Source organism: Yersinia alsatica, from assembly GCF_025133195.1.
GTDB lineage: Bacteria > Pseudomonadota > Gammaproteobacteria > Enterobacterales > Enterobacteriaceae > Yersinia > Yersinia alsatica.
Genome location: NZ_CP104006.1, coordinates 4,560,422 through 4,573,326, shown reverse-complemented (window position 1 = coordinate 4,573,326; position 12,905 = coordinate 4,560,422). Strand labels below are relative to the sequence as shown.

The window sequence follows — 12,905 nt, the reverse complement described above, 5'->3', positions numbered from 1 at the left end:
GATGGCTAAATGGGAAATAAGACGATGACAATTTTAAATCACACACTGGGTTTTCCGCGTGTAGGTCTGAAACGTGAACTGAAAAAAGCACAAGAAAGTTACTGGGCAGGCAACTCCACGCAAGAAGAATTGCTCAATGTGGGTCGCGAATTGCGCGCTCGCCATTGGCAACAGCAACAGCAAGCTGGCGTTGATTTAGTGCCAGTCGGCGACTTCGCTTGGTATGACCATGTGCTGACCACCAGTTTGCTGCTGGGTAATGTTCCAGAGCGTCATCAGAATGCTGATGGTTCTATTGATTTGGATACTCTGTTCCGTATTGGTCGTGGCCGTGCTCCAACCGGTAAACCGGCAGCCGCGGCAGAAATGACCAAATGGTTTAATACTAACTACCACTACATGGTGCCGGAGTTCCAACAGGGCCAGCAGTTCAAACTGGGTTGGACTCAACTGTTAGATGAAGTGGATGAAGCCCTGGCATTGGGCCACAAAATCAAGCCAGTACTGCTTGGCCCGGTAACCTATCTGTGGCTGGGTAAAGTTAAAGGTGAGCAGTTCGACCGCCTATCTCTGCTGAAAGATATTCTTCCCGTTTACCAGCAAGTGCTGGCTGAACTGGCAAAACGCGGTATTGAATGGGTGCAAATTGATGAACCCGCACTGGTGCTAGAGTTACCACCAGAGTGGCTGGCTGCATTCCAACCGGCTTATCAGGCACTGCAAGGTCAGGTTAAAATATTGCTGACCACCTATTTTGATAGCATCGGCCACAACCTTGATACTATCCGCGCACTGCCGGTGCAAGGTCTGCATGTTGATGTGGTCGCGGGTCATGATGACATTGCTACCCTGAATGCCGAACTGCCAAAAGAGTGGCTGTTATCACTGGGCGTTATCAATGGTCGTAACGTATGGCGTGCTGACCTGAGCAACTGGTTCGAACGTCTGCAACCACTGGTTAATAGTCGTCCACTATGGCTTGGTAGCTCTTGTTCGTTATTGCACAGCCCGATTGATTTAAGTGAAGAGACGCGCCTTGATGCAGAAGTGAAAAGCTGGTTCGCCTTTGCCCTGCAAAAATGTACCGAACTGGCATTGTTGACGCAGGCATTAAATGCACCAACCGAAGCCAAACTGGCTGAGCTAGCAGCATATAGCGCGCCAATTCGTGCTCGTCGTGCTTCCAGCCGTGTTCATAATGCACAAGTGGAACAACGTTTGGCGGCCATTACTGCGCAAGATATTGAACGCCAATTACCTTATGAAGAGCGTGCCGCTGCGCAGCGCAAACGCTTTAATTTACCCGCATGGCCGACCACCACTATCGGCTCATTCCCGCAAACTACCGAGATCCGTGGCCTGCGTCTGGACTTCAAACAAGGCCGCCTAGACGGTAAAAACTACCGCACTGGCATCAGCGAACATATCAAGCAAGCTATTGCAGAGCAGGAACGTTTGGGTCTGGACGTCCTGGTGCATGGCGAAGCAGAACGTAATGACATGGTTGAATACTTTGGCGAACATCTGGACGGTTTTGTCTTTACGCAAAATGGTTGGGTGCAGAGCTACGGTTCGCGCTGTGTTAAGCCGCCAGTCATTATTGGTGATATCAGCCGCCCTGAAGCCATTACCGTTGAATGGGCTAAATATGCGCAATCCCTGACGGACAAGCCCGTCAAAGGCATGCTGACCGGGCCGGTCACTATCCTGTGTTGGTCATTCCCACGCGAAGATGTCAGCCGTGAAACCATTGCCAAACAAATTGCACTGGCACTGCGTGATGAAGTGGAAGACTTGGAGAAGGCCGGTATTGGTATCATCCAGATTGATGAGCCGGCCCTGCGTGAAGGTTTACCTCTGCGTCGTGCTGACTGGCAAGCCTATCTGCAATGGGCGGTCGATGCCTTTAAGTTGAATGCTGCGGTGGCGCAAAATGATACTCAAATTCACACCCATATGTGTTATTGCGAGTTCAATGACATCATGGATTCCATTGCTGCGCTGGATGCTGATGTGATTACCATCGAAACCTCGCGCTCAGATATGGAACTGTTGGAGTCATTTGAAGACTTCGCCTATCCGAATGAGATTGGTCCCGGCGTTTATGATATTCACTCGCCGAATGTGCCAAGTGTGGAATGGATTGAAGCTTTATTGCGTAAAGCCGCTCAACGTATTCCTGCGGAACGTTTATGGGTTAACCCTGACTGTGGTTTGAAAACTCGCGGTTGGCCGGAAACCCGTCAGGCACTGACAAACATGGTGCTGGCTGCGCAACGTCTGCGTGAAGAACAGGTTTCATAAATTACGATTTACTCTGTGTGTGAGATTTTGGGCGCATTTTTTGCGCCCTTTTTTATGGCTGTTATTTATCTTCTTCAGGTACCGGATGGGCGCTCACCCCATGTTGAGTAAACCAGTCAAGCATGCGCTGCCAGCCATCTAATGCCGATTCTGCATGATAACTGGGACGATAGTCAGCATTAAATGCGTGCCCTGCATCAGGATAAACAATGATTTCTGCATCAGCATTCGCGGCACGTAACGCCTGGCGCATGGTGTCGATATGCTCTTGCGTGATGCTGCCATCTTTACCGCCATACAGCCCTAGCACGGGTGCACTGAGGTCGACTGCAACATCCACTGGATATTTCGGGAGCAGCAAGGTTTTCTCTCCAACTAGCTTGCCATACCATGCTACTGCAGCCTTTAACTGTGGGTTATGGGCGGCATACAACCATGCAATTCGCCCTCCCCAACAAAATCCGGTAATCGCCAGTTTGCTGGTATCGCCGCCATGGCGGGAAGCCCAATGCGCCGCGTGATCAAGATCTACCATAACCTGACGGTCGGGGACTTTGCTGACCAAATTTTTATATAACGCGTTAATATCATCATATTCTTTAGCATCTCCCTGACGGAAAAACAGTTCGGGAGCGATGGCCAAATAACCCTGTTTTGCCAGCCTGCGGCAGATATCTTGAATATGTTCATGCACACCAAAGATTTCTTGCACCACAATAATGACCGGGTAAGGGCCGGTATGTTGCGCGGGTTTGGCAATATAAGCTGGCAATTCATCGCCTTGGGAGGGGATGGTGGTTTCTCCGCAGTGAATACCTTGTTGATCGGTATGGCGGGTCGTCGAGGCCAGAGGAGCGACCGCAGGTGTGAAGCCAGCTGCTGTTGGCCTGAGAGTCATAAGTTGATCAGTTTTCACTGTGGTCTCCTTGCGAAATGAGGAAAGTATTACGCGATGAATACTGGCTGGGCTGAATAACCTGTTGCCCTATATTGGCTGTTCTCGACTTTAACTATAGGTAATCTTTGAGATTAATGAGATCAGGTTTTGCAGTAATTCAGCGTTTTATTGCAACATGGGATCTGTCTAATAAGTCAGCGAATAAAGATAAACATACAACATTAATCAATGAGTTCTATTCTTGTTATTCATATATAAAATGACTATGTCTGTGGTCTGATTTGTATGAAAAACAGTCTCATTGATTTTATTTTGTGATTTGAGTCACTAATTTAATGTATTTGATATATTCATTTCTTTTGTCAAAGTGACATCCATCACGCAATGATGGGGTGATTTTGAGTAAAGTATTCCTTTGTACCTCCCTATAACATCTCTCATGAAAGAGGAGTCTCACACATGGCTAAATCCGACGTTTTTCACTTGGGCCTGACTAAAAGCGATCTGCAAGGGGCGACTCTGGCTATCGTTCCGGGTGATCCACAGCGTGTTGAGAAAATCGCTAAATTGATGGATAACCCAGTGCATCTGGCCTCGCATCGTGAATTTACCTCATGGCGTGCTGAACTTGATGGCAAAGCTGTGATTGTCTGTTCAACCGGTATCGGCGGGCCATCAACGTCCATTGCCGTTGAGGAGTTAGCGCAGCTTGGTGTGCGGACTTTCCTGCGTATTGGTACTACCGGTGCCATTCAGCCACATATCAATGTTGGTGATGTATTGGTCACGACTGCGGCGGTACGTTTAGACGGTGCCAGCCTGCATTTTGCACCGATGGAATTCCCGGCTGTAGCTGATTTTGACTGTACGACGGCATTAGTTAACGCGGCTAAATCGGTTGGTGCGACCACCCACATTGGCATTACGGCGTCTTCAGATACCTTCTATCCGGGCCAAGAACGTTACGATACTTTCTCTGGCCGTGTGGTTCGCCGCTTTAAAGGCTCCATGGAAGAATGGCAATCTATGGGCGTGATGAATTATGAAATGGAATCTGCAACCTTGCTGACCATGTGTGCGAGTCAAGGCCTGCGTGCTGGTATGGTTGCTGGGGTGATTGTAAACCGCACCCAGCAAGAGATCCCGAACGAAGAAACCATGAAAGCGACTGAAAGCCACGCAGTAAAAATCGTGGTAGAAGCGGCACGTCACTTGCTGTAATACCGGTTGTTGTCATGCTTACTATCGACGGGGCAGTTTACTGGCCCGTTTTCTATTTCGTCGATTTATCTGTTAATGTCGTAGCTCTTATAATGGACAATAATAAGAGGAAAACATGACGACACCTGCTCTATCTCATCCTTCCCTACTGCCATTGGACGGTGGTATTAACTTTCGTGATCTCGGTGGCAATGCCGTTGCTGATGGTCGGCGTATCAAACGCGGGTTACTGTTTCGCTCCGGTTCACTCGATCGTTTGAGTGCCAAAGATTGCGACTTACTCAGCAGCGGCTCTGTTGCTCAAATTCTTGATTATCGAGATGCTGATGAAGTTCGGGCCAAACCTGATGTGGTGTGGCATGGGGCCAGTTATCATAATATTCCTGCCAACCCACTCAGTAGTGAAGTTAATGCCAATCTGGAAAAGCTGACGAACGAAACTTTAGCGACGTTTGATGCTCGTGCCTTCATGTTAGAGCTTTATGGTCGGTTACCTTTTGGTAATCAAGCTTATAAGCAACTGGTTAGTTTGCTGCAAAACAGTGCTTCACCAGAGCATACTGCCACAGGGGTCGTTCAGCATTGTGCTGTCGGGAAAGACCGTACCGGCGTGGGTTCTGCCTTGGTGTTGTTTGCTTTAGGGGCTGATGAATCGACGGTATTGGAAGATTATCTGTTGACCGAAACCACATTGAAGCCTTTTCGTGAACATATGCTGGCTCAGCTGGCACTAAAACTTAATGATCAGGCATTAGGGCAATTCGCTTTTGTACTGTCAGCCAGAGAAGAATTTATTCAAACCGCGCTACGTAGTATTCAGGAGCGCTATGGTAGCCGGGACCATTGGCTTCAGCAGGAGTTTGGTCTTGGCAGCATAGAGCGAGAGAAATTGCAGTCATATTTCCTGGAATAAGAGCTCTCTACCGCCCGTTTTTTCAATTCGTCTTTTATTGAGCCACTAGGTGGCTCTTTTTAACCGCTTAATGATGCAAACTACCGCTTAACCAGTTCACTGATATTTCTCTTAGGGACCAAGCGTATGTTAACGCCTGACAAATTCCCTGGAGAGAATGCTCATGCAACATGCGATCACCTTTGTTATCGCTTCAGCGTGTATCCTTATGATCTGCTACCGTTTATACGGTATCTTTTTTGTTCGTAAGGTCTTGCGCGTCGATGACAGTGAAGTAACACCTTCCCACACCTTCGAAGATGGTAAAGATTACGTTCCAACTAAAAAATGGGTGAACTTTGGTAGCCACTTCGCAGCAATCGCTGCGGCTGGTCCCTTGGTTGGCCCTGTGCTGGCAGCCCAATATGGTTATTTACCTGGTTTCCTGTGGTTACTGATTGGTTGTGTTATCGGTGGTGCGGTTCACGACACCGTGGTTCTGTTTGCTTCAATGAAGCATCAGGGCAAATCACTGTCTGAAGTCGCTAAATCAGAGCTCGGCCCAGTAGCAGGTTGGTGTACCGGTCTGGCTATGCTGTTTATCATCACTATTACCATGGCTGGTTTGTCGATGGTGGTGGTACATGCCCTGGAACGTAACCCTTGGGGTACTTTCGCGGTGTTCATGACAATCCCTATCGCTATTTGCGTCGGTTTATGGGAACGCATGACCGGCAGCATGAAAGGGGCTTCTTATGTTGGCATCGCCGCCATTATGGTGTGCGTGTTTGTCGGTCCTTATATTGAAGGTACTTGGCTTGGCGAATGGTTAATGCTGAAAGCCGATACCGTCAGCATTATTTTGCCAATGTATGCTTTCTTTGCGACGGCACTGCCGGTCTGGATGTTATTAACCCCTCGTGGTTACCTCTCTAGCTTTATGAAAATCGGTGTATTTGGCGCATTGATTGTTGGTGTTGTATTTATCAACCCTGAGATTCAATTCCCGGCACTGACACAGTTTATTCATGGTGGCGGCCCAGTTCTGGCCGGGCCAGTGTGGCCGTTCATCTCCATAACTATTGCTTGTGGTGCGATTTCTGGTTTCCATGCCTTTATCGGTTCAGGTACAACACCAAAACAGATCGATAAATGGAGTGATATTTTACCTGTCGGCTTTGGTGCGATGCTGGCCGAATGTATGGTTGGGGTTATGGCCCTGATCGCTGCAACATCCTTGCATCCAGCTGACTACTTCGCGATTAACTCATCTGCTGAAGCCTGGAGTATGCTTGGCATGGATGTGGTTAACCTGCCGAAACTGAGTCAGGAAATCGGTCTGGACTTATATGGCCGTACTGGTGGTGCTGTCACCTTGGCGGTTGGTATGACGGATATCTTCATTCGTGTGCCATGGTTTAGTAGTCTGGCCGCTTACTTCTTCCAGTTCGTTGTTATGTTTGAAGCCGTATTCATCCTGACCGCGGTTGACTCTGGTACTCGTGTTGCTCGCTACTTGCTGCAAGATTTCTTGGGCGATATCTGGGCACCATTGAAACGCACTGATTGGCTGCCAGGCACACTAGCTTGTAGTGTTATCGCTTGCGCACTGTGGGGCTACCTCCTGAACTCCGGTGATATCAACTCGGTATGGGCGCTATTTGGTGTATCAAACCAGTTAATGGCTTCTGTTGGGTTAATCATTGGTGCCACTATCATTCTGCGTTTGGCGACTAAACGGATTTACATGCTGACCTGTGTTATCCCACTGGCCTATCTGTTTGTTACCGTAAACTATGCTGGTTACTGGATGATCACCCACGTGTATTTCAACTCAGCAGCAAAAGGTTACAACCTATTCAATGGCATCATCTCTATTATCATGATGACACTGGGTGTAATCATCTTGATATCCGCACTGAAAAAATGGCGTGAACTGTGGATCCGCAGATCAGCCGAAATGGCGGGCAACAAAGTAGTCACTGCTAACGCCTGATAAACTAAATTTATTGTATTAATTTGTCAGAACGGTCGGAATCTTCCGGCCGTTTATTTTTTGTTAAACCCAAATGTCGACACATTGCGTATGCTAATGGCCACTTTATTGATAACAGGAAAATACCTGTGACCCTGAATGATGTCATTACCGCCACTATCGATTTTGTTCGCGAACATGAAACATGGGCTATGCCTATTGTGTTTATTCTTGCTTTCGGTGAGTCACTCGCTTTTATCTCCCTGCTTCTACCTGCAACAGTTATCTTGCTCGGATTGGGCGCATTAATTGGTGAAAGTGGTATTTCCTTCTGGCCAATTTGGGCCGCTGCCGTGGCCGGTGCATTCTTTGGTGATTGGCTCTCTTATTGGGTCGGTGACCATTACAAGGATCGCGTCGGCACCATGTGGCCACTTTCTCGTAATCCCCAGCTACTGGTTCGCGGTCATATATTCTTTGAACGTTGGGGATTCTTTGGTGCCTTTATTGGCCGTTTCTTTGGCCCTCTGCGTGCAGCCGTTCCGCTGGTGGCCGGTATTTGTGGCATGCCAAAGTTCTATTTCCAGTTAGCTAACATCACTTCCGCCTTAATTTGGGCATTCGGTATTTTGGCTCCAGGTGCATTTGGTATTCAGTGGCTTTCTCACTGGATAGATTAACCTTACTTAGGCACATAATCCGTCATCAGTGCTCTACGGCTGACAGTTTTAGCCTATTTCTTTGTGGCAAAGTAAGTACTTTTTGAACTGCTTATTATTTATGCGTACCGCTTCGCAAGATGGCATGTAACGGAAAAACACTCTGGACATCCATACAGTATCCCCTTACCTTGACTAACAATAGGTTAATGGGGAGATAACCGTGGATATCAGTTTATTTTATGGGCTGGGGGGCTGTCTGCTTGGTGGCCTTATTGGTTGGCTGATTGCCAGCTTGTATCAGCAGCGTAATAAAGCACAGCAGGATATTGAACGGCGGTTACTGGAACAGGCATTACAACAGTCTCAGCAGAATACCGCAGAATTACAGACTGCTTTACAACGTAATGAACAACAATTACGGCAAGGTGAGTTAGAGCTACGTAATTTACATAGCCAGCTAGCAGCAAATGCAGAGAAACTACAGCAGTTGGCCCATTGGCGCGATGAATGCGAGCAACTTAATCAAGAGTTACGCGCTCAAAGGGAAGTGAATAGCGCGCAAGAGGCCGAACTACGCGAAGTGACTATTCGCCTGGAAGAAACCCGCCTGACCGCAGAAGAGAAGCAGCGTTTGCTCCTTAATAGCGAACAGCGGCTAACCACTCAGTTTGAAAATCTGGCAAACCGTATCTTTGAACAAACTGGCCGCCGTGCGGATGAACAGAATAAGCAGAGTTTGGATCGCTTATTGCTGCCTCTACGAGAGCAGTTAGATGGTTTCCGTCGGCAGGTTCAGGATAGCTTTGGGCAAGAAGCGCGCGAACGCCATACTTTGACCCATGAAATCCGTAGCTTGCAACAGCTCAATGCTCAAATGGCGCGCGAAGCATTAAATCTGACGAAAGCACTCAAAGGGGATAATAAAACGCAAGGAAACTGGGGCGAAGTTGTTTTAGCTAAAGTGCTCGAAGCTTCAGGTCTGCGTGAAGGTTATGAGTATCAAACCCAAGTTAGCGTAAAAATCGATAACAATAACCGTATGCAGCCGGATGTTATCGTTCGTTTGCCACAGGGTAAAGATGTCGTCATTGACGCTAAAATGTCGCTGGTGGCTTATGAGCGCTATTTTAATAGCGAAGATGATACTGAACGAGACGCAGCATTAAATGAGCATTTATCCTCGCTACGCGCCCATATTCGAATGCTGGGCCGCAAAGATTATCAGCAACTTCCCGGCTTACGTTCGCTTGATTATGTTTTGATGTTTATTCCGGTGGAACCCGCCTTTCTGGTTGCGATAGACCGCCAGCCAGAATTGATCAGTGAAGCATTACAGCACAATATTATGCTGGTTAGCCCTACAACATTGTTGGTGGCGCTACGAACTATTACTAACTTATGGCGATATGAGCACCAAAGCCAAAATGCGCAACGCATCGCAGAAAGAGCAGCCAAACTCTATGACAAATTGCGCTTATTTGTTGATGATATGGAGTCATTAGGGCAAAGCCTCGATAAAGCTCAGCTAAGTTATCGTCAGGCAATGAACAAACTGTCGCAAGGCCGTGGTAACCTGATAGGGCAAGTTGAAGGTTTTCGTACTCTGGGGGTCGAGGTAAAACGACCTATTAGCCCGTCACTGGCAGAGAAAGCCAGTATGGAGGAAAGCCCAGAGAGCGATTTAGCGCTATCCGATGATGCAGAATCCGCAATCAATGATTCTGCACCGCTGAAGTACTAGGGTTAGTTGCATGTTCCTCTTCTGTATGATGTTGAGAAGACTGCGATTAAGCAGTTACCTTAATACCAGGTGAGGTGGGGCTTTCATCGGAGTTCTGGTACACTTCCTCGAAAGATTGACTGAAAAGCAGGCACAGAAAATGGTAGATCAGGACAAGGAAACCACTCATTTTGGTTTTCGCACCGTAGCCAAAGAACAGAAAGAAGGCATGGTGGCAGAAGTTTTTCATTCCGTAGCCGCCAAATACGATCTGATGAATGACCTGATGTCGTTCGGTGTTCACCGTATTTGGAAGCGTTTTACTATTGACTGTAGCGGTGTTAGGCGCGGTCAACGAGTATTGGATCTGGCTGGTGGTACCGGAGATTTAACGGCTAAATTCTCTCGACTGGTGGGAGAACAGGGCGAAGTCGTTCTGGCTGATATCAATGAATCTATGCTGCGTATGGGCCGTGAAAAGCTGCGTGATAAAGGCATCGTTGGTAATGTCAGCTATGTACAGGCCAATGCTGAGGCTCTACCTTTCCCTGATAATTACTTCGATTGCATCACCATTTCATTCGGTTTGAGAAATGTCACCGAAAAAGAAAAGGCGCTACGTTCCATGTTTCGGGTACTCAAGCCCGGCGGTCGCTTGTTAGTTCTCGAATTCTCTAAACCACTTCTGGCACCTTTGAGCAAAGCCTATGATGCTTACTCTTTCCATATTCTACCTAAGATTGGTGAGCTTGTGGCACAGGACTCTGAAAGCTACCGCTATTTGGCGGAGTCTATTCGGATGCATCCTGACCAAGAAACATTGAAAGGCATGATGATGGATGCCGGGTTTGAAAACGTAACCTATTCCAATTTAACCGGTGGCATCGTTGCGTTACATCGGGGCTTTAAGTTCTAACAGGAATGGGGTTATGCCGCTAAAATCACTGATATTTAGACCTTTGTCACTGAAACCAACTTTACTGTTGCCACTAATTACAGCCGCTATAGAAACATCACTTAATAGTGTGCTATTTCGCGATAAAAGCATGAAAGCTGCGCGTTTACGCTTGGCAGGGAAAGTTCTGCGCATCGAGTTACGCGAGATAAGCTTCCCACTGCTGCTCGTTTTTAGTGAACGGCAGGTAGATGTTTTAAGCCAATGGGATGGTGAAGCGGATTGCATCGTGAAAACAGAAGTTGCTGTGTTGGCAAAATTGCGTGACCGTCAGCAACTCTCACCCTTGATGCGTAGTGGCGAACTGATTGTCGAAGGTGATATTCAGGTGGTTCAACAACTTGTTGCGCTATTGGATCTTGCTGAGTGGGAGCCTGCAGAATGGTTGGCTCCCTACATCGGTGATATTGCCGCTGAATCCATAGGGCAGGTAGTGCATAAAAGTAGTCGTTTTCTTGGTAAGCAGTTACGGCAGCAGCAACATTACTTGGCTGACGCAATAACTGAAGAATGGAAAATAGCGCCGGCACCACTAGAGGTTGTGTGGTTTAACGAAGAGGTGGATGCCACTGTTCGTGCCACAGAGGCTTTAAGTGCCAGGTTGGCAACTATGGAGACAAAACAATGACGCCAGGAGAACTTCGGCGCCTGTATCTCATTATTCGGGTTTTCTTAAGCTATGGGCTGGAAGAATTAATTCCGAAGATACGTTTGACGTTGCCATTACGTATTGGTCGGCATCTGTTTTTCTGGCTGCCTAATCGGCATAAAGATAAACCCTTGGGTGAGCGTTTACGTCTCGCTTTACAGGAGTTAGGGCCAGTCTGGATCAAATTTGGCCAGATGATGTCCACGCGCCGTGATCTTTTCCCTCCAGCCATTGCTGATCAACTGGCGTTATTGCAGGACAGAGTTGCTCCATTTGATGGTGCGCTTGCACGCAAGCAGATTGAAATCGCTATGGGTGGGCCGTTAGAAACATGGTTCGACGATTTTGAACAGCAAGCTTTGGCCTCTGCTTCTATTGCTCAGGTACATACGGCGCGCTTAAAAGAGAACGGCCAGGAAGTTGTACTGAAAGTTATTCGCCCTGATATTTTGCCGATTATTAAAGCCGACGTCCGCTTAATGTATCGTCTTGCTGGCTGGGTACCTAAGCTTTTACCTGATGGCCGCAGATTGCGTCCACGGGAAGTCGTGCGTGAATATGAAAAAACGCTGCTTGATGAGCTGAATCTGTTACGTGAAGCCGCTAACGCTATTCAATTACGCCGCAATTTTGAAGACAGCCCCATGCTCTATATTCCTGAGGTCTATTCAGACTATTGCCGGGAAAGCGTATTGGTGATGGAACGTATTTACGGCATACCTGTATCTGATATTGCTGCTTTAGAAGATCAAGGCACAAATATGAAATTGTTGGCGGAACGTGGGGTGCAAGTTTTCTTCACTCAGGTTTTCCGTGACAGCTTTTTCCATGCAGATATGCATCCTGGGAACATTTTTGTTAGCTATGAACATCCTCACGACCCACTGTACATCGGGATTGACTGCGGTATTGTTGGCTCGTTAAACAAAGCAGATAAACGCTATCTCGCTGAAAACTTTATTGCTTTCTTTAACCGCGATTACCGGCGAGTTGCTGAGTTGCATGTTGACTCAGGCTGGGTGCCTCGTGATACCAATGTTGAAGATTTTGAGTTCGCTATTCGTACCGTTTGTGAGCCAATTTTTGAAAAGCCTCTGGCAGAAATATCATTCGGGCATGTGTTATTGAATCTCTTTAACACGGCACGTCGCTTTAATATGGAAGTACAGCCCCAGTTGGTTCTGCTACAGAAAACGTTGCTGTATGTTGAGGGTTTAGGGCGTCAACTCTATCCTCAGCTTGATCTCTGGACGACAGCGAAGCCGTTTCTTGAAAGCTGGTTACGGGACCAGGTTGGCTTACCCGCGGTAATTCGTGCATTGAAAGAGAAGGCACCGTTCTGGGCAGAGAAGTTCCCAGAGCTACCGGAACTCGTTTATGACAGCTTGCAACAGCACAAATTATTGCAACAAAGTGTCGATAAACTCACTACACAGATACAAGGCCAGCAGCAACGTCAAGGGCAGTCACGGTATTTATTCGGGGTTGGCGCTACACTATTAGTCAGTGGTACCATTTTATTCTTGGCTGGTGCGGTAGAGGTCTCAACGGGATTCATTGTCGCTGGAGTACTGGCCTGGTTTATTGGTTGGCGACGAACCAGTTAACATACTTAGTGCATGGTTAATG

10 protein-coding genes are annotated in these 12,905 nt (G+C 47.5%); 9 read left to right on the top strand and 1 reads right to left on the bottom strand.

Going from position 1 to position 12,905, the window contains the following annotated elements; translation table 11 throughout:
• Nucleotides 1-24 precede the first annotated feature (24 nt).
• Nucleotides 25-2,304, top strand: coding sequence for a 5-methyltetrahydropteroyltriglutamate--homocysteine S-methyltransferase (gene metE / locus N0H69_RS20665; protein ID WP_072077687.1), 2,280 nt, complete (start codon nucleotides 25-27; stop codon nucleotides 2,302-2,304).
• Between the two features lie 61 nt (nucleotides 2,305-2,365).
• Here metE and N0H69_RS20660 read toward each other — a convergent pair whose 3' ends face one another.
• A complete protein-coding gene (locus N0H69_RS20660; RefSeq protein WP_050109772.1) occupies nucleotides 2,366-3,220 on the bottom strand; it encodes a dienelactone hydrolase family protein in 855 nt (284 codons plus the stop codon).
• 441 nt (nucleotides 3,221-3,661) lie between these two features.
• On the opposite strand from N0H69_RS20660, the gene udp reads away from it, so the two are divergent.
• The 8 genes from udp to ubiB all read left to right on the top strand — a co-directional run bounded on the left by udp (nucleotide 3,662) and on the right by ubiB (nucleotide 12,883).
• Complete coding sequence (udp, locus tag N0H69_RS20655; RefSeq protein ID WP_050152132.1) at nucleotides 3,662-4,423, top strand: uridine phosphorylase; 762 nt, start codon at nucleotides 3,662-3,664, stop codon at nucleotides 4,421-4,423.
• A gap of 115 nt (nucleotides 4,424-4,538) precedes the next feature.
• A complete protein-coding gene (locus N0H69_RS20650; protein WP_050152131.1) occupies nucleotides 4,539-5,336 on the top strand; it encodes a tyrosine-protein phosphatase in 798 nt (265 codons plus the stop codon).
• Between the two features lie 163 nt (nucleotides 5,337-5,499).
• Entirely contained in the window at nucleotides 5,500-7,311 is a 1,812-nt protein-coding gene (locus N0H69_RS20645; RefSeq protein WP_050147078.1) for a carbon starvation CstA family protein, read from the top strand.
• A 128-nt stretch (nucleotides 7,312-7,439) separates the two neighbouring features.
• Nucleotides 7,440-7,970, top strand: a complete 531-nt coding sequence (locus N0H69_RS20640; RefSeq protein ID WP_050109780.1) for a DedA family protein — start codon at nucleotides 7,440-7,442, stop codon at nucleotides 7,968-7,970.
• Nucleotides 7,971-8,172: 202 nt separating this feature from the next.
• Nucleotides 8,173-9,693, top strand: a complete 1,521-nt coding sequence (rmuC, locus tag N0H69_RS20635) for a DNA recombination protein RmuC (protein ID WP_050152130.1) — start codon at nucleotides 8,173-8,175, stop codon at nucleotides 9,691-9,693.
• 139 nt (nucleotides 9,694-9,832) lie between these two features.
• Nucleotides 9,833-10,588 carry a bifunctional demethylmenaquinone methyltransferase/2-methoxy-6-polyprenyl-1,4-benzoquinol methylase UbiE gene (gene ubiE, locus N0H69_RS20630; RefSeq protein ID WP_050109784.1) on the top strand — a complete coding sequence of 252 codons (756 nt, stop codon included), beginning with the start codon at nucleotides 9,833-9,835 and terminating at the stop codon, nucleotides 10,586-10,588.
• A gap of 13 nt (nucleotides 10,589-10,601) precedes the next feature.
• Complete coding sequence (gene ubiJ / locus N0H69_RS20625; protein ID WP_050109785.1) at nucleotides 10,602-11,255, top strand: ubiquinone biosynthesis protein UbiJ; 654 nt, start codon at nucleotides 10,602-10,604, stop codon at nucleotides 11,253-11,255.
• The gene (ubiB, locus tag N0H69_RS20620) at nucleotides 11,252-12,883 is read left to right on the top strand and encodes a ubiquinone biosynthesis regulatory protein kinase UbiB (RefSeq protein ID WP_050152129.1); all 1,632 of its coding nucleotides are present in this window, start codon (nucleotides 11,252-11,254) and stop codon (nucleotides 12,881-12,883) included. Before ubiJ ends, ubiB begins: the two co-directional genes overlap by 4 nt.
• Nucleotides 12,884-12,905: the final 22 nt, after the last annotated feature.

Coding starts and splice junctions, on each gene's coding strand:
- metE (WP_072077687.1), top strand. CDS start 25: ATGACAATTTTAAATCACACACTGGGTTTTCCGCGTGTAGGTCTGAAA.
- udp (WP_050152132.1), top strand. CDS start 3,662: ATGGCTAAATCCGACGTTTTTCACTTGGGCCTGACTAAAAGCGATCTG.
- N0H69_RS20650 (WP_050152131.1), top strand. CDS start 4,539: ATGACGACACCTGCTCTATCTCATCCTTCCCTACTGCCATTGGACGGT.
- N0H69_RS20645 (WP_050147078.1), top strand. CDS start 5,500: ATGCAACATGCGATCACCTTTGTTATCGCTTCAGCGTGTATCCTTATG.
- ubiE (WP_050109784.1), top strand. CDS start 9,833: ATGGTAGATCAGGACAAGGAAACCACTCATTTTGGTTTTCGCACCGTA.
- ubiJ (WP_050109785.1), top strand. CDS start 10,602: ATGCCGCTAAAATCACTGATATTTAGACCTTTGTCACTGAAACCAACT.
- ubiB (WP_050152129.1), top strand. CDS start 11,252: ATGACGCCAGGAGAACTTCGGCGCCTGTATCTCATTATTCGGGTTTTC.